This window comes from Herbaspirillum sp. C7C2, assembly GCF_022627865.1.
GTDB classification, from domain to species: Bacteria; Pseudomonadota; Gammaproteobacteria; order Burkholderiales; family Burkholderiaceae_D; genus Herbaspirillum; species Herbaspirillum frisingense.
On record NZ_JABXGI010000006.1, the window covers coordinates 210,280 to 228,380 of the forward strand.

10 protein-coding genes and 1 pseudogene are annotated in these 18,101 nt (G+C 64.3%); 2 read left to right on the forward strand and 9 right to left on the reverse strand.

Annotated elements, in window-relative coordinates:
• Positions 1-5 precede the first annotated feature (5 nt).
• Positions 6-1,610 (reverse strand): COG3904 family protein, encoded by a 1,605-nt coding sequence (locus HWE04_RS11880; RefSeq protein WP_274620111.1) that lies wholly within the window; start codon positions 1,608-1,610, stop codon positions 6-8.
• Between the two features lie 76 nt (positions 1,611-1,686).
• Positions 1,687-3,342 carry an HD family phosphohydrolase gene (locus tag HWE04_RS11885; RefSeq protein ID WP_006464065.1) on the reverse strand — a complete coding sequence of 552 codons (1,656 nt, stop codon included), beginning with the start codon at positions 3,340-3,342 and terminating at the stop codon, positions 1,687-1,689.
• Between the two features lie 479 nt (positions 3,343-3,821).
• Here HWE04_RS11885 and HWE04_RS11890 point away from each other — a divergent pair, with 479 nt between their 5' ends.
• Positions 3,822-4,595: a 3',5'-cyclic-nucleotide phosphodiesterase gene (locus tag HWE04_RS11890; RefSeq protein WP_241812523.1), complete on the forward strand. Its 774-nt coding sequence runs from the start codon at positions 3,822-3,824 to the stop codon at positions 4,593-4,595.
• A 77-nt stretch (positions 4,596-4,672) separates the two neighbouring features.
• Here HWE04_RS11890 and HWE04_RS11895 read toward each other — a convergent pair whose 3' ends face one another.
• The 4 genes from HWE04_RS11895 to HWE04_RS11910 form a co-directional block, all read right to left on the reverse strand.
• Positions 4,673-5,452, reverse strand: a complete 780-nt coding sequence (locus HWE04_RS11895; RefSeq protein ID WP_241812524.1) for a FecR family protein — start codon at positions 5,450-5,452, stop codon at positions 4,673-4,675.
• A gap of 22 nt (positions 5,453-5,474) precedes the next feature.
• Positions 5,475-9,677, reverse strand: a complete 4,203-nt coding sequence (locus HWE04_RS11900; RefSeq protein ID WP_241812525.1) for a beta strand repeat-containing protein — start codon at positions 9,675-9,677, stop codon at positions 5,475-5,477.
• A gap of 1 nt (position 9,678) precedes the next feature.
• Entirely contained in the window at positions 9,679-11,328 is a 1,650-nt protein-coding gene (locus HWE04_RS11905; protein WP_446719228.1) for a ShlB/FhaC/HecB family hemolysin secretion/activation protein, read from the reverse strand.
• A gap of 612 nt (positions 11,329-11,940) precedes the next feature.
• On the reverse strand, positions 11,941-14,214 hold the full coding sequence (locus HWE04_RS11910) for a CHASE2 domain-containing protein (RefSeq protein WP_241812527.1): 2,274 nt from the start codon (positions 14,212-14,214) through the stop codon (positions 11,941-11,943).
• A 206-nt stretch (positions 14,215-14,420) separates the two neighbouring features.
• Between HWE04_RS11910 and HWE04_RS11915 the strand changes: the two genes are divergently transcribed.
• On the forward strand, positions 14,421-15,263 hold the full coding sequence (locus tag HWE04_RS11915; RefSeq protein WP_241812528.1) for an aldo/keto reductase: 843 nt from the start codon (positions 14,421-14,423) through the stop codon (positions 15,261-15,263).
• Positions 15,264-15,281: 18 nt separating this feature from the next.
• Here the strand turns inward: HWE04_RS11915 and HWE04_RS11920 are convergent, their stop codons facing one another.
• The 3 genes and pseudogenes from HWE04_RS11920 to HWE04_RS11930 all read right to left on the reverse strand — a co-directional run.
• Complete coding sequence (locus HWE04_RS11920; RefSeq protein WP_241812529.1) at positions 15,282-15,947, reverse strand: aspartate/glutamate racemase family protein; 666 nt, start codon at positions 15,945-15,947, stop codon at positions 15,282-15,284.
• Positions 15,948-15,969: 22 nt separating this feature from the next.
• Positions 15,970-17,418, reverse strand: a complete 1,449-nt coding sequence (locus tag HWE04_RS11925) for an MFS transporter (protein WP_077235829.1) — start codon at positions 17,416-17,418, stop codon at positions 15,970-15,972.
• Between the two features lie 467 nt (positions 17,419-17,885).
• A pseudogene (locus HWE04_RS11930) lies at positions 17,886-18,101 on the reverse strand (MurR/RpiR family transcriptional regulator); the annotation flags it as partial.

Here is an 18,101-nt window from a genome sequence, read left to right on the forward strand (position 1 = left end):
CAGCCTCAGTTGCGCGAATACAGGACCCGCAGCGCCACCCTGCGCTCTTCCGGTGGCAGCTGGTTGACTGCACGCAGGTAGGCGATGGAGGCATCACAGGTGGCATCCGGATCGGCTTGGCGACGCAGCGCCGAGGACAGCAGCTTCAACTGTTCCTGCGTCAGCGGCGCCAGCGCCTTGCGGAAGACGCGGGTGCGCTCGGCCAGGGTGTAGCGACCGGCATTGGCCGGATCGGCATCGCGCAACAGGCGCTGGGTCATCTGCTGCTCGCGGTTGGCGAATTCCTGCGGCAGCACGGCCTGCGGTGCCTCGCGGCCGGCGGCGGCGTCCGCGCGCGAGCGTGGATAGATCAGTTCGGTGCAGGCCGCCGTGCTGATGCCACGCAGGGCGACCGCTTCATCCAGCAGCAGCTGCTGGAACTCGGCCAGGGATTCGTCGGAAGCGATCGGCAGCAGGCGGCGGCTCAACAGGCCGACCTGCTCGCGGCCGACCGCCAGGATGTCGGCGTCCGACGCATGCGCCTGGACCTTGGCCCAGGCCAGGTCGATGGTGTGGGCAAAGTCGGCAGGATGGTAGCGCGCCATGATGTCGAACAGCGCGCCCTTCTTGAACTCGGCTTCCAGGATGTCGCGTGAGCTGGCGATGGTGGCGATCTGGGCGGTCTCGCCCCCTGGCGCCAGCCGTGTCAGGACACCGGCCTGCAGCAACTGGCCCAGCTCCGGATACCAGCTGCGGGCGGCCGGGGTATCGGCAATGTGTTCGATGAAATCGTGCGGCAGACCCAGCTTGCCGTAGGTGTCGAAGGTCAGCTTGCGGTCGAAGCTCTTGTTGATGCGGTCGTCACCACCCACCGTGTAGAGCGTATGAAAACCGATATGCGCACGCGGGTCCATGGCGCGGTCGCGGCCGGCCAGGAAGGCCAGCGTGCAGGAAGAGGAACACTCCTGCTCCACATAGGTGTTGAGCCGGTGGCGACGGATCACCTCGCCCACCAGCTTGCCCTCGCGCACCCAGCCGCCGGCCGAATACAGCACCACGGTCTGCACCGAAGGATGCTGTTGCAGCAGGCGTTCCAGGCCATCGGCCGCGCCATCGTTCATGCCGCCCTGAAGCAGCAGCGACTTGCCGTCCACTCTCAACTGATAGACCACCGGCGGCCCCAACTGCTTGCCCAGGGCGATCTCGAACTGCTCGCGCAAGGAGGGCGCGGCGCGCCAGGTACTGGTGGCCATGCTGATGGCACCACAGATGATGAGGAACTTGACCACCACCTCGGCCCAGCGGCGTCCGCCCCGCGCCACGTGCTTGCTGGCCGAACGCCAGCAGCCGCAGACGCCCCAGGTCCAGGCCAGGTAGCTGAAGGCGGCGATCCCCAGCACGCCGGCCATGCCATAGCGTGCCGGCATGTCATTGGTCAGGCGCGCCAGGACCGAGATGGCCAGCGCCGGCACCAGCGAGGTCAGCAGGACGGTATGCAGCCAGTAGGAACGGCCGAGCGAATAATCGCCGCGCCAATGACGGCGCAGGAAACTGGCGGGCGGGCTGACGGGAGCGGAAGATCGGGTTACTGCCTGGGACACGTGGTGCTTTTCCTCGATGCGAGCCCGCATGCGGCGGGCTCGTCTTCAATGACGGGTGACTTTATGCAGCCGTGAGCATAACCCAGCTTGACCCGGATGTCGGCTCTCAGCCGCCGTGACCGGGAATGCGCGACAGGTCGACTTCGTCGATCTGGCTGGGATGCATGAACTGCTCGGCATACTTTTCATAGATGCGTTCCCGCACGAAGAGGTCGAACAGGTCCGGGTCGATATGGTCGCGCGCCTTGAAGCCGGCCAGGATTTCCACCGCCTCGTTGAGGGTATTGCCGCGCTTGTAGGGACGGTCAGCGGCGGTGACGGCCTCGAAGATGTCGGCCACCGCCATGATGCGCGCCTGTACCGACATCTGGTCCCGCGTCAGTCCCTTGGGGTAGCCCTTGCCATCCATGCGCTCGTGGTGGCCGCCGGCAAATTCGGTGACCCGCGAGAGCTGCTTGGGCCAGGGCAGCGACTCCAGCATGCGGATGGTGATGACGATGTGGTTGTTGATGATGGCGCGCTCGGCATCGTTGAGCGTCCCGGCGCGGATGCGCAGATTGCCGGCCTCTTCGTCGTCGAGCAGCTTGCGCAGCTGGCCATCCGGGCCGCGCCAGGTCCGCTCGGCGATATCCAGCACGCGCTGCTGGTCTTCGGCGCGCATGCCTTCGTTGCCATAGTTGATCTTGCGCAGGAAGGCCCGCTCCTCATCCATCTGCATCACGTCGGCCTGCAGGGCGGCTTCCAGCGCAGCCGACTTGTCCGCGCTCAGGTCCGCGCCCAGCGCCAGCTTTTCCTGCAACATGCGGATTTCGGCATCGCGCTTCAGGACCTCGAAACGGGTATCGATCAGGTGGATACGGTCGAAGATGGTCTCCAGCTTGGTGGCCTTCTCGACGATATGGCTGGGCGAGCCGATCTTGCCGCAATCGTGCAACAGTGCCGCCAGCCACAGCTCGCGACGGTCGGCATCGGTCATGCGGAAATCAGCCAGCGGGCCTTCGGTGGCATTGTGGGCCGCCTCGGCCAGCATCATCGCCAGCTGTGGCACCTGCTCGCAATGGCGGCCGGTATGCGGGGATTTTTCGCCGATGCCGATGTTGATCAGCTTGATCAGGCTTTCGAACAGGTTTTCCAGGCGACCGATCAATTGCTGGTTGGTCATCGCCATGGCCGCCTGCGACGCCAGCGCCTCGATGAAACGCTGGTCGGTCTCGGAGAAGGGGATCGGCTCACCACTGTCGGCATCGATGGCATTGATGAGCTGCAACACGCCCACCAGTTCGCCCTCGTGGTCCTGCATCGGCACCGTCAGGATGGACTTGGACTGATAGCCATACTTCTCGTCGAACAGGCGCATGCCGTTGAAGTTGAAGCCACTGGCCTGGTAGACGTCCGGGATGTTGACCGAATTGCGGGTATTGGCGGAATAGGCCGCCACCGCCGCCAGGTTGGGCTGGCCGTCCGGCAGCGTCAGGGCGATATCGGGAATCGAGATCGGCTGACCGCTGCTGCCACCCTGGTGCATCTTGAGGGTCTGGTTGACCGAGATGTAGAAGCTCAGCGCGTCGCCATTTTCTGTCGTGCGGTAGAGGGTGCCGCCGTCGGCGCGGGTGATATCGCGCGCGGTCAGCAGGATGCGTTCAAGCAACAGTGGGATATCGCGATTGCTGCCCAGCTCGCGGCACAATTCGGTGAGCCGCTCCAGCCGGTGCGCGATGTCGCGATGCTGGCCGGCACTGGGACTGAGGTCGTGGATATTCATGCTGCCATCTCCCCAGCGCGGCAGTGGTGGCACGGGCCGTGGTGGCAGGCTCGGGCTGCTGGATGGACTGCTGGCGACATGCTGCTCCCTGATGCGTTGGCGTATGGACATGACCCGGTGATTGCCGGCCGGCAAACCCGCGTTTTCTTCAGATGCTTTTCGGGCATCATGGCGATTCTAGAACGACGGCGCACGCCGTCTTGCAGCGAACTTGGGGGGATTTGGGCGCCAATTCTACGCTTGTCAACGCCGCGCCGGGGGCGTGCGGCGCATTTCCCACTGCCGCGCCGCAACTGCTGAGCTCAGGGATATCCTGATTGCACTACAGCGCCGAATCCCTTACCATCACAATCTGTTGCATAACTTGCCACACTTTCCGCAAAGCCAGTCCCGGCGGGGGTTTCCGGACTGCAACGCGCATCCCTGAGGAGCTTCCATGATCTTGCAGGGACCTTAACACCCTGAAAGCGGCAACGACGATGCGTGTAGAAATTCTCGGCTGCAGTGGAGGCATCGGTGGCAATGGCATGCGCACCACCTCCCTGCTCATTGATGACGATATCCTGATCGACGCCGGCACCGGCGTGGGCGACCTGTCGCTGCAGCGACTGGCCGCCATCGACCACGTCTTCATCACCCACGCCCATCTGGATCACATTGCCTGCCTGCCGCTAATGATCGACAGCGTCGGCGACATGCGCAGCGCCCCGCTGACCATGCACGCCACGGCGCAGACCCTGGAGATCATCCGCAAGCACATCTTCAACTGGCACATCTGGCCCGACTTCAGCGTCATCCCGAATGCCGAGCAACCCTTCCTGCGCTTTGCCACCGTCGAGCAAGGCCAGGCCGTCCGCATCGGACAGCGCAGTATCACCCCGTTGCCCGCCACGCACACCGTGCCGGCGGTGGGCTACCACCTGCGCAACGAACACAGCGGCGCCTCGCTCGCCTTCAGTGGCGATACCTCCATCTGCCCGGCGCTGTGGGAAGCGCTCAACCGCATCGACGCCCTGCGCTACCTGATCATCGAAGCCGCCTTCGCCAACCGCGATCGCGAACTGGCGCTGCTCTCCAAACACCTTTGCCCCAGCCTGCTGCTGCAGGAGCTGCAACATCTGCAGAGCACGCCCGAGGTACTGGTCACCCACGCCAAACCCGGCCAACTGCAGGAAATTGCCAGCGAGATTGCCGCCGGCACCGGCATGCACCGTCCGCGCATGCTGGCCACCGGGACCGTGCTCGACTTCTGAAGCCGGCCGGCTTCAACAAAAAGGGCGCCGCACACAAGTGTCGGCGCCCTTTTTTCAGGCTTGCTGCAGCGAATGCATCACTGCACTACACAGGCATCCAGCTTGGCCGCACCAATCTTCTGCGTACCATTGTTGCCGTTGCTGCTGATGGCCGGTGGCATGGTCACCTGCACGCCCTGCGACTGCGGCACGATCACCGGCGGCACGATCCTCGACTGCACGAAACCGAACTGGCCGGCACTGAAGACCTGCGAACCGCCGGGGTTGCTGACCACGATGGCACCGCTCACCACATCCACGTGCAGACCGTTGTCTGGCGGCTGGCCGCTGGGCGTCGGCACGCCACCGCAATCGTTCTGGCAGTACAGCGCGCCGAAGTGGGTGCCGCGAATGCCGATGGTGGCCGTGGGCGTATCGAAGTTGACGGCTTCGTGATTACGCTTGCCGACCAGTCCGGTCACGGCACGCAGGCCACCCTTGACCAGGCCGATGGCCACCGAGTCGTTCTTCGGTTCTTTCTCGTCGTAGATGTATTTGTTGACCGCCACTTCGGTCCCCGGACGCAGGACGATCTCGGCATTGTCCAGGAACTTGACGCGGGTATAGGTCTCCCGCTCGGTGATCAGGGTATCGCCCTGCAGGATGGCCGATTTCACGGCCAGTACCACGCGCGAACCATCGGCATGACGCGCCGTGAGCACGCCCGACAGGTGGGTCACCTGGCCGACCACCGGCTGCGCCTGCGCATGAGCCGGGGCGGCCACGACCAGCAGCCACAGCGCCAGGCCCAACGCCAGCAGTTGCGCGGCCACTTGTTGCCGGACCAGTCCCGGCAGGTTTTTCTTGAAGGAGTTCATAGGCGTGATTTGATCCGGTTCATCAGGTGCACATCGGCAGCGGTTTCTTGACCTGCTTGCGATCGCCACCCTCATCGCCGAAATTGTCGGCGGTGCCGCCCACGGTCTGGCCGCTGGCATTGTTCTGCTGCAGGACATCGCCGGTATGGTAGGCCGCCGAATCCGACAGCTGCGCATTGTTCAGCGTAGCCTGCAGGTTCTGGCTCTGCTGGTTCTGCTGCTGCTGCACTGCCTGCGCGGTCTGGCTGTTGGCCGAGCTGCTACTGGTGCTGCTACTGCTGGCCGCCACCGGCGTACGGGTACCGTTGGCGTCGGTGATGGTCACCCCTTGCGCGTAGCCGATCACCGCGCCGGAATCCACTGACAGCAGCGCCACGCCCGGCGGCGAGGTGGAGATGTTGGCATTGATGGTCATCGAATCGCCGGCCGAGAGCGTGATGTTGCCGCCGGTGGAGACCAGCACGCCATTGACGGTCAGCGTGTCGTTGCTGCCCGACGAGGCCCCGGCAGTCAGCGTGATACTGCCGGTGGCGCTCACCCCGCCCGAACCGATGGTCAGCGGGCTATGCGTGACCAGGCTCACGGATCCGTTGGAACTCTTGACCTGGCCGGTGGTGTTGATGCCCAGCAGCGACAGCTTGCTGGCCGCGCTGGTGACCGTGCCATTGGCGCTGGTGGGCAGACTGCCGAGGAAATCGGCACTGCTGCCGATGGCCGTGGTCTGCGCACCGCCCGTATTGTCGATGCTGATATTGCCGCGCGTGGTGTTCACGCCATTGATGCTGACCACGCTGGCGTCGCTGGTATTGAGCGAATTGGTGAGGCTGATGTCACCCGTGCCGTTGTTGTTGGCCGCGAAGCCCGCCACCTGGTTACCCGAATTGCTGAGTTTGATGCCGGTGGTGGCCGCCGCGATCAACTGCCGCGTCACCCGCAGCGAAGTACCGCTGTTCTGGCTGACGTTGCCGCTCTGCGCTTCCAGTACCAGATTGTTGGCGGTGATATTGCCCACGGCCAGAGCGCCGCTGGCCTGCGACAGCGCTGCGTCGGCCAGGGTCAGATTGCCACCGGTCTGGGTAAAGCCTTCGGCCACCACCAGGCGCGAGCCGGTATTGCCGGTCACGGTGCCGTTGGAGACGGTCAGGTTGGACAGGCGGACATCGCCACCCAGTGTCAGGTTACCGGCGGTCAGATTGACCGTCATGCCGGACTGCGAGGCATTGGCGATGGTCACGCTGCCCTTCAGGAGCGTGGTCTCCCCCTCGATCATGTCAGTACCGCCGATGTTGAGGGTGCCATTGCCGCTGGTGGTGCCATTGAGAATCAGGGCCGTCGTGGCATTGGCAGCCGCCGAACTGCCGACACTGACGTTGGCCGTCCCCTGGATGCTGGCACTGTTGCGGACCGTCAGGTTGCCGCTCTGCTGATACAGCTGGCCGCCCTGGGCGATCTGCAGGCTGCCGATCACGTCATCCCCGCTGTCATGCCGCAGGCTGGTGCTGGCCGCGATGATCACGGTATCGATCTGGGTCGGAAGATAGGTGTCGCTGGTGCTCTCCCCCTGGCTGTCGGCCCAGCTGTAGCGGCTACCCCAACCACCCTCGCTGTTAGCCGCGTAGAAGGTCTCGGCGCCCCTGAACTGCAGGCTGAGCGAGCCGCCGTCACCATAGACCGCCTTGATCATCTTCTCGTCGCTACCGACTTTGACCACATCGCCAGTCACGTAGCGGAAATAGCTGTCCCCGACGCCGGATTCGCTGAAACCGAAATCGAAGACATCAAAGCTGGCGTTGCTCGTCGGAACATAGTTGCCGAGCAGTCGTGTCTTGAGGGTACCGTCCAGGTTGACCGAGCTGGTGTTGAGGGTGATGCGGTCATAGCTGCTTGGGCCGGCGATGTCGACCAGCATTCTGCCGGCCGCATTCTGCGTGAAACTGTTGGCACTGATGGTGAGGCTGCCCACCGTGCCATCGCCACCCGGCGCCAGGGTACCGTTGTTGATGACCGAACCACTGGCGGTGAGCGTGCCGTTTCCGGAAATGGTGCCGTTGGCCGCATTGGTGATCTGCTTGACGCTGATCGTGGCGCCGGCCATGGTCAGCGTGCCGTTGTTGGTCACGCTATTGCTGGCGCTGACGATGGAGGTCTGGTTGCCCAGGTTCATCTGGCCATTGTTGACCAGTCCGTTGGAACCATCCAGGCTCAGGTTCTGGTTCACGCCGCTGATGTTGAGCGTGCCATTGTTGGTCCAGGTGGCATTGCCCGAGGTATTGAGGGTGGTACCGGATGCATTGAGCAGTATCTTGCCGTTGGCATTGTTGACCACATCGCCGCTGGAGGTGATCGAACCGCTGGAATTGACGTTGATGGTGCCATTGTTGCTGATGCCGCCGCTGCCCACGACCAGGTTGTTGCTCCCCCCGCTGAGCAGGTTCACGGTACCGTTGTTGTTCACCGAATCGACGTTGAGCTGGCTGCCTCTCATCGTCAACACGCCGGCACTCCCCAGCTCCAGGGCAGCGGCAGTCAACAACCCTCCCGTACCGAGATCGACCGTGCCATTGCTGATGAGCAGATTCCCTTTGCTGGAGCCATCCTTGACGTCCATCGTGCCACCGTTGAGCACGACGCGCGCGTTATTGCCGATGGTCGTCTGGTGACTGGAACTGACCACCGCCACCCTGAAACTGTCCGTCTGCACTTCCTGGTAGCCGCTTTCGAGGTTCAGGTCCAGCTTGCCCGCCGTGCTGGTGATGTTGGCGTTGATGGTGATGTTGTTGGCCGCCTGCAGCGTCAACGTCGCATCGTAATCACTGGTCTTTTCGATGGCGGCGCTGACGGTGATGTTGCCGGCCTGGTCGCCGCCATCCGTGCCTGTCCTCAGGCGCACGCTGGTGCCGTTGTTGAGCTGGTTGCTGATGGTACTGGCACTGATCTGCGAGCCGTCTTCACCGGAATACACGGCATAGGAGGTGCCACAGCTGCCACCACTGCCGGTCAGGGTGCCATTGGCCACCACCTCCAGGTCATATGGATCGATCAGCCAGGTGCCGCCCGAACCGACCGTGGGCACCTTCACCACGTCCAGTTGCTTCAGGCCCGATGTGTCGACGAAACCGCCCTGCCCCGGCGCGCCGGTGGCCGAGACATCGCCATCGATGAAGGCCTTGTTGCTGGCGAACAGCGTGACGTTACCGCCCTTGGTGCCATCGGCGGTGATGCTGGAACTGGCGGTGGTGGTGAGATCCTGCGAGGCGCGCAGGAAGATGCGACCACCTTCGCGCACCACGCTGGAGGCGCTGATGACGCCGCTGTTGGTGATCAGGCCCGCAGCCACGCCGATGCGCCCGGCTTCGGCGGTGATACTGCCCAGGTTGGTGACGTTGCCGGCGCTACCGGTGACGTTGACCGTCACGCCCGGCGTAGCGGTATCGGCCAGGGTCACGGTCTGGCCGGCGGCCAGGATCACCTCGCCCTGCGGGCTCTTGATGATGCCGCTGTTGGAGACGCTGCTGCCGATCAGGTAGACGCTGCCACCGGTGGCCGATTCGATCTTGCCCTGGTTGTCCACCAGACCGGCCGTACCCTCTTTGGCGAAGTTGAGCTTGCCGGCCAGGAAATCACTGTCGCTGATGGCCAGCGAGGTGGCGATGAAACGCGCCGCATCGATGGTACCGCTGGGGCCGATCACCACGCCGTTGGGGTTGTATAACACCACGGTGCCGGTGGCGGACAGCTTGCCGTAGATCTGCGAGATATCCGCGCCGGTCACCTTGGCCAGCAGTGCTGCCGCTGCATTGGGCTGGTTCACGTTGACCGCTGCATCGGCGCCGATGCTGAAGGAGGCGAACTTGGCGATGGCCTGCGGCGAGAGCTGGTTGATGTTGAGCGTGTTGCCGTTCTGGGTGAAGGTGACATTGCCATTGACCACGCTCCAGCCGTTGGGCAAGGTCCCCGGCGCGGGCGCCGCCGCCAGTACCGGTGCCTGCCACGCACCGCAGACGGCGGCCGCCGCCAGCGAGATGCGCAACCCTGGCGCCAGCAGACGCTGCCAGGAGCGGCGCAGCAGGCGCGACAGCAATTGCGGCAGCGGCTTGCTGGGGCGCCAGGACAGCGTCAGCTTGCGCCTGCCCACCCGCACCGTGATCGACGGCGGCAGCAATTCGATGGCCGGCTGGACCGGGCGTTGCGTGGAAGCAGAAGCGGAGGTGGATGTCGAAGTCATGTCAGAACCCCAGGATTGCGCTCAGATGGGCGTTGAGATCGCCGCGTTGTTCGGTCACCGAATTGCCATTGAGCAGTACGCGCGCCACGTCCAGGCGCAGGCTGAAATCACGGCCCAGGGTGTAACGGACGCCGGCACCGAAGCTGGCCAGCGTCACGGTGGAAGGCAGCGTGGAAGCGGACGTCACGTTGTTATTGGCACCCCGGCCGGCATCGAAGAAGGCCAGCAGGCGCATGTTCCCGCGCACCTCCTGCTTGGCCAGCAGGTCGGGCGTATAGACTTCGCTGTTGAGGACCACGCCACTGTCGGCGGCCACCGCACGTTCGGTAAAGCCGCGCACGGTATTGGCACCCGCCATGCCGAACTGCTCCACTGGCGGCAGGGCGTGCGGTGAAATCTGCAGGGCGCTGGCCAGGCGCACCTGCCAGTCGTTCTCGAAGCCCTTGAACCAGGACGCGCCGCCACGGATGGCGATGAAATTGTCCATCGACCGGCGCGAGCCGGTGAAGAGCGAATAGCGGTCCGTCACATTCAGGCTATCGTTGCGCCGTGCCTGGCCGGTAGCCAGGTTGCGGGCGATGCCCAGGTTGTAGTCGATGATCTGGCCCACGCTCTGGCGCTGCGCGCTGTAGCTGACCGACAGCGGCAGGGTGGAGTAAGGCACGCAGGTGTTGATGTTGGCGCCATTGAGCAGGCCGCCGGCGATGGCGCAGGACGACTCGACCTTCTTGTAGTCCGCCCCGAAGACCAGCTTGCTGCTCCACTCCCCGCTGCGGGCAAAGAAGTGGTTCCAGCGCAGTGCATAGACTTCGCCACGGCCGGTGATGTTGAGGGTGGAATTGAGCGCCAGCGTCTGACCCGAGCTGACATTGGATTTACCGTAGATGAAATCCAGGCTGTCACCCAGCGCATACAGCGGCACCCGATAACCCAGCGAATACAGGTCCACCTTGGCGCCCGAGGGCGAGTCCGGCGAGGTGGTGTAGGCCACCGTGGCCACATGATCGCGATTGAACAGGTTGGAGTGCTGCAGGGCCACGCCGGTACGCCAGCGGCCGGTATCGCCGCTGCCGGTGTTATCGACGTTGAGCAACAGGCGCAGCGGGTTCTCATCCTTGACGCCGACGGCGGCATCGATCTGGTTGCTGGTCTCGGAAGCCGTCAGGTTGACGTTGATCTGCTTGCCCGGATTGTCGTTGGCCAGTTGCACCGATTCCGAAATGCGGCGCAGGTTGGGGGCGCTGCCCTCGCGCAGGTCGGGAATGCTGGCGCGGATGTTCTGTTCGCTGAAATAACGGTTGTCACTCACCACCACCTTGCCGATGACCGCCTCGACCACCTGCAGGCGTACCACGCCGCCGGTCAGTTCCTGTTCCGGCACGCTGACCTGGACGGCGCTGTAACCGGCACTGCGGTAGGCGTTTTCCAGTGCCTCCAGGGCTTGCTGGATATCGCCGTAGACCCGGCCCGGGCCGGTGAAAGGCGCCACGACGGCATCGATGCGGGACTGCGACAAGAGGCTGTTGCCTTGCACGTCATAGCGGCGGATATCGAAGCGTTCATCCCTGGGCGCCGACATGGCAGCACCCGGCGCGGGTGTGGCCGTTTGCGCCATGGTACCCGCGGCTACGCCCAGCAGCGCCATCCCCATTACATAATGCGGCAAGCATCGTTTCATCGTCTCAACAGCCATGCCTGCGGCAAGGCTCTCCCTGTTTTCTTGTTTGCGATGTGCGTCGCCCGCGCGACGCACCCCCTGCTCCCTCCCGCCATGTCCTTACACCACCGATCACCCCGATCAATGGTGCAGGCGCGCAGGCACTCGCTAGTGGACGACACGACGATGCCCCGTCCACGGCGATGACGCCCCACAGCGAAATACGAATACGAGAAGGAACCCCTGAAGCAGAATCATCCGGACACCGATGTTCCCCTTCTTGCGGGAGGGATGGATCGCTGCCGGATACGCTGCCGCCTTTCCAGGCGGCACCGCTTATTGATGCTTGTAAAGTATACTGACTAGTCCTGACCGAGTCGACAATAATCGTCGTTTAACCGCCTCCAGTGGGCGTTTGCGCCACTTTTAGCCGAAACAAATTTCCACAAGGAAATGAATTTCCCCGGCCAGATGTAAAGAATTTCAAGCCGCCTCAGGGGGTGAGAGCAACTGTCCATTGCACCGTCAAATCGGGTTCGCACCCCACCCGACAACGACCGCCAGGATGCGATGGTCGACCCGGATGTCGTCGTCCTTCAGGCGCGTCTATTTGGTCTCGAAGGTGGTCACGCCATCCCAGTCTGCTGCCGGCGGCGTGACACGATAGTGGGCGATGCGCTCCAGGTAGAGCGTGTACAGACCACGCGGCTGCTCCTGCTGCAGGGCCAGCAAGGCGGCCTCGGCCTCGTCCCAGCGTTGGGCGCGCACCAGCGCCAGTGCCGCATGCCAGCGTTCGACCTCGGCGCGCAGGACGGCGTCGAGTTCGTTTTCGAGTGCCAGCGGTTCATAGATCGGTACCGGCTCGTTCTTGCCCTTGACCCGCACCCGGTCCAGCTCGCGATAGGCGAACTGCGGCGCCGCCTGGCGCGTGGCCTGGCCCACCAGCACGCCCACGCCATAGACCTTGGTGATCGATTCCAGCCGCGAGGACAGGTTTACCGCGTCCCCCATGACCGTATACGCCTTGCGGATCTTCGAGCCCATGTCGCCCACGCGCATCTGCCCGCTGTTGAGACCGATACCGATCTTCAGCGGCGGCCAGTTGCGACGGATGAATTCCTCGTTGAGCAGCAGCGTGGTCTGCTGCATCTTCAGCGCCGTGGCGACCGCCCGGGCGGCGTGGTCGGGCAGTTCCAGCGGCGCGCCCCAGAAGGCCATGACGGCGTCGCCGATGTACTTGTCCAGGGTGCCGCGATTGCCGCGGATGTCTTCCGACATCGCCGTGAGATAGACGTTGATGTATTCGCGCAGCTCATTGGGCTGCAGGCTCTCGGAGATGGTGGTGAAACCGCGCACGTCGGAAAACATCACGGTCAGCTCGCGGATCTCGCCCTCCATGTTGTAGCTTTCCGGATTGGCAGCCATTTCGGCCACCAGCTCCGGCGCCACATATTCACCGAACAGGTTGACGATGGCCTTGCGGTTGCGATACTCGAACAGGTAGCCCCAGGCCAGGTTGGAGATAAACAGCATGGCCACCAGCAGCAGCGCGGTGGCCAGTGGCAACACCATGCCGGCACTGTCGTAGAGCCAGAAGTTGAGCCCGCCCAGGGCAGCCGCTGCCCCCACGGTGAGCAGCATCGATGCCAGCGGACCCAGCATCGGCAACAGCAGACCCAGCAGCAAGCCCACCAGCAGCACCTGCAGGGCATCGTAACCCTGCGCGAAATCGGGCCGGGCCTTGAAATCATCATCGATGATGGAGGCGATCAGGTTGGCATGGATTTCCACCCCCGGATAGACCGGGTTGACCGGCGTGGCCCGCAGGTCGTTCAAGCCCGGCACGGTGGTGCCGACCAGCATGATGCGGCCATCCAGCTGGTCATGCGGATAGGTGCCACGGATCACGTCCACCGCCGGCACGTAGCGGAAGGCGCCGCCCTTGGGCCCACCGGCGCCGCGATAGGTGACCAGTGTGGTCAGGTGCCGCTCCACGGGGATGAACAGGGGCTGCGGCCTGGCTTCCACAGCTATGCCGGCCAGCGCGCCATAGTCGCGCAACTGCCCCTCGAACAGCACATCCTGGCGCTGCAGGAAGACCGGCTTGATGCGCCTGCCACCCAGCGCCACGCGCGAGGTCGCCAGTGCCAGCGATTCGTAGAAATGATCACCCACCTGCGCAATGAGCGGCACGGCGCGGATCAGGCCGTCGTCATCCGGGATGGGATTGAAGAAGCCGCCCGCCCGGGCCGCTGCCTGCAGCTGCGGCAGGTTTGCGCCGTACGCCTGCCAGTGGGTCACATCCAGTGCACGACCGCCCAGGTCGGCCACGCTGAAGGCCGGCGGTGGCAACTGCCCCTTGGCGATAGCACCCGACTCATTGGAGAGGTTGTAGCCCATCACCACCGGTTGTCCCTGCAGGGCCTCGGCCAGGCGGGCGTCGTAGTCCATCTGCGGCTTGAGCACCTGCAGCTGTCGCGCCAGCTGCGGCACATCCTTCAGCGGTCCCTGCGCCAGCTGTTCCAGGCGACCATAACCGGAGCTGGTATCGGGTTCGGCGAACACCACGTCAAAGCCCACCGATTGCGCCTGGTAAGTCTGCGTCATCTGCCGCACCAGTTGCGCCACCACGTCCCGGCTCCAGGGCCAGCGGCCGATCTCGGCGATGCTTTTCTCGTCGATGTCGATGATGACGATGCGCGGGTCCAGATCGGGCTTGGCCACCCGCATGCGCAAGTCATAGAAGAACAGGTCCAGTCGCTCCACCAGGCGGTTGGGCAGCATGCCCATGACCTGCGCACCCGCCACGCCGGTCAGTACCAGCGCCAGCAACCAGCGCGCCCAGTATTTGCCAAAGGCGGTACGCAAACGACGCAGCATGGACTTTCCCCCGGATTCCCTTTTTGATTGGCTGCGATCATGCCAGTAGTTGGACGCCGCCACAATCGGCGCAATGCGGCCATATTGCCTGGCGGCATCAGCAGCTATCGGCCGGGCATGGATGAGCCCCATTGGCACGGCGCGATGAACCGATGGCGAAAATGGGTTCTAATCCACTCTTTCCCCCCCTCTTGCTGGAGCCACAGATGAAGCCCATCCCGCTGATCACGCTGCGCAATGGCGCGCAGGTCCCCGTTCTCGGACAAGGTACCTGGAACATGGGCGAATCCCGCGCCGCTGCCGCCACCGAGGTACGCGCCCTGCAGGCCGGCATCGACTTGGGCCTGACCCTGATCGATACGGCCGAGATGTACGCCGACGGCAATGCCGAGCGCATCGTGGCGCAGGCCATCGCCGGCCGGCGCGAACAGGTCTATCTGGTCAGCAAGGTCTTGCCGCACAACGCCAGCAAGCGCGGCACCATCGCCGCCTGCGAAGCCAGCCTCAAGCGCCTGGGCACCGAGCATATCGATCTCTACCTGCTGCACTGGCGCGGCTCCCATCCACTGGCCGCCACCATCGAAGGCATGCAGACCCTGGTGGCGCAAGGCAAGATCGGTGGCTGGGGGGTGAGCAACCTGGATACCGACGACATCGGGGAATTGCTGGAGGAACCGGAGGGCGAGCACACCCTGTGCAACCAGGTGCTCTACAACCTGTCCCGTCGCGGCATCGAATACGATCTGCTGCCGCAGGCGCAGGAAAGCGGGATGGCCGTCATGGCCTATTCGCCCATCGAACAGGGCCGCATCCTGAAGAACCCGGCCTTGCACGCCGTAGCGCAACGTCACGGCGCGACACCGGCACAGGTGGCGCTGGCCTGGGTAGTGCGACAACCGGGCGTGATCGCCATTCCCAAGGCGGCCGACGTCGCCCACGTCGAGGCCAACCGCGCCTGCCTGGCGTTGGCCCTGGACGAGACCGAACTCAAGGAACTGGACGCCGCTTTCCCGCCGCCCCGCCGCAAGGTACCGCTGGCAATGCTGTAAGCCGCTTGCAGGCGATGCTCAGGCTGCTGCTTCCAGCGCCTGCAAGGACTTCAGCAGATGACGCACCGCCGCCGGGATGGGTGCGATCACCGGCACCGTGAATCGCCGTGCCAGGGCAATGGCCGCCTGGCCCAGCGGGCCGCCGCCGATCACCACCGCCTGCGCGCCATCGATCTCCACGCATTCGCGCACGGCCTGGGCCAGGGCCTCTTCCAGTGCCTGCGGATCGGTCGCCAGCACACGCGGATCGCCCGCCGTCAGGCGGATACCGGTATAGAGTCCGCCTACCCCGGCCTGCACCGCCTTCTCGCCGATCACCCCGGCCAGTTCGGGCGTAACGGTGGCGATGCCGAAACGGCGACCGCCCTGGGCGGCCTCCAGCATCGAGGCTTCGCACAAGCCTGCCACCGGGCGTCCATCCAGCGCGCGCAGGCGTTCGATACCCGGATCACCGAAGGCGCTGATGATCGCGCCCACGCTATGCCACCCGGCCTCGCGCCAGTTGCGTTCCACCTCGGGCGCGGCCGCCGCCAGCTCGTCGGCATTGACGATCATCCCCGGCCCCTGCCCGGCACTGACGCCACTGATGCCATAAGCGGCCGGCAGCTCGGCGCGGGCGATGGCCACCATCATGTCGGTGGTGGCACGGGAAGCGTTGGGGTTGATCAGCAGGATATGCGGCATGCCAGTCTCGACGGAAAATGCATCAGCTACGCGCCGCCACCGCCTGCACCGGCGCTTCGGGGGCGTCGTCCTGCAGCGGCGCATCGGGCGACTTGCCATAGGTTTCGGGAACAGTGCGCACGGCCAGCGTGAAGATGCCATACATGGCCGCGATCATGCCGAACACGCCGGCCAGGCCAAAGGCGTCGAACAGGCGTCCGGCCACCAGCGGCATGAAGGCGCCGGCAGCGGTGCCGGTGGCCAGGATGAAGGCGGTGCCGAAGGCGCGCACCCGGGTGGGATAGAGTTCCGGCGCAAAGATCCAGATGGTGGTGTTGAGCAACAGCACGAAGAACTGGAATACCGCACCGGCCGCCAGGATCAGTACGATGTTCTTGGCCAGGAAACCGATGGTCAGCGCCGCCAGGCAGGCGCCGATGGCACCTGCCGTCAGCACGCGCTTGCGCGGCAGGTGGAAGCCGAAGGCCGAGGCAGCAATTGCACCCAGCAGGCTGCCGCTCTGCATCACCATGGTAAACAACAGGCTCTTGGACATGGTGTAACCCAGGCTCACCAGGATGGTCGGCATGAGCGTCAACACCGAGATCTGCGCGCCGTAGGTCATCCAGATGGCAATGCACAGTGGCAGCGTGCGGCGGGCCAGCGCCCCCTGGAAGATTTCCATCGAGCGTACCTTCACCGGTGCCGCCTGCTCGCGCTTGCCATCATCGCTGATCCAGGCCTGGCCCTGCGGCGCCGGGCCGGACAGCTTGCCGCTGGCCAGGCGCGCCAGCACCTGATTGGCTTCGGCGATCTTGTGGCGCGACAGCAGGAAGCGCGGGGTCTCCGGGATGTAGCGACGGTAGAAGGCACCCAGCAGGGCCGGCAGCATCAGGCAGAAGAACAGCCAGCGCCAGCTGTTCTCGCCCGGGAACAGGGTGAACACCAGCAAGCCGAAGGCCGGCGCCAGGAAGTTGCCCATGCCGCCGGCACCGACGTTGACCAGGCCCACCGCCGTACCACGGAACTTGCTGGAGCAGAACTCGGCCAGCATGGTGACCGCAATGGCGATCTCCCCACCCAGGCCAAAGCCGACGATGGCGCGACCGATGGCCATGACGGTGAGGTCCGGTGCCAGCGCACAGATGCCCGCACCCAGCGTGAACAGCAGCAGATCCAGGCTCAGCATGACACGACGGCCATAGCGGTCCGCCACCAGCCCGGAGACGATGCGACCGATGGCCGCGCTGGCGAAGGTAACGGTATTGAGCAGGCCGATATCGGTGGCGGACAGCCCCCACTGCTGCTTGAGCAGGGGACCGACCAGGCCGATGGCGTTCTGTTCGAAACTGTCGAACAGGCAACCAATCAGGATCAGGAAGATGATGGTGTGGTGCGAACGGGTCACGCCGATCTTGTCCAGCGCGCCGTCCAGCTCGGCTACGCGCGGCGAATTCGGGATGTCCGGCGACGAAAGTGTGGGTCCAGCCATGGTCTGCTCCTCGTGCGTAGGGATGGCAAATGAATGCTGCTCGGTCTGCGGTCGAATCAAGGCTGTGGAACCACGGCTACTGCATGTCACCGTTCGGATACTGTAGTCCAGCATGCCCGCAAATGGAAGTTTGATTTCAATAAATAGTATTTTATGAAATTCAAATTTCACTCACGCCAGGCTATTAGCAATCTGCATGCCAGCAATGCTTAATGTATGAAATCCAGCTTTCAGGAACATCGGCGTAGCCGGCAAAGCCGCCAGGAGTGGGGATGTCGGAAGAGATAGGAAGCCAGGTCGCCCGTTAGGGGCGCCCTTTCAGGTGTGCCATCGGGTGCGCCCCGCCGGGGCAGCGGCAGATACCTCGACAGTCACCGCGCACCGTACCAGTGCGCCACCTGCATGAAAACAGGGAGTCAAGCCGGTAGATTCCCTGAAATCAATATTTCAAACCGGCAAGCCGGGGATTACTCGAAATCCCCCAGCTCCTCATGCTCCTGCTCCACCGCCGCCAGCCGCTTGCGCCCGGCGGCGCCGCTGGCATCGATGACCAGGGTGGCCAGCAGGTCGCACAAGGCCATCACGCCGACATGGTTGTCCAGCGGCCCGGGACCGCGACACTGGGCCTGCAGCGACCAGCGGGCCTGGGTGCAATCCGGCGAGGCATGGTCGCTGATGTAGAG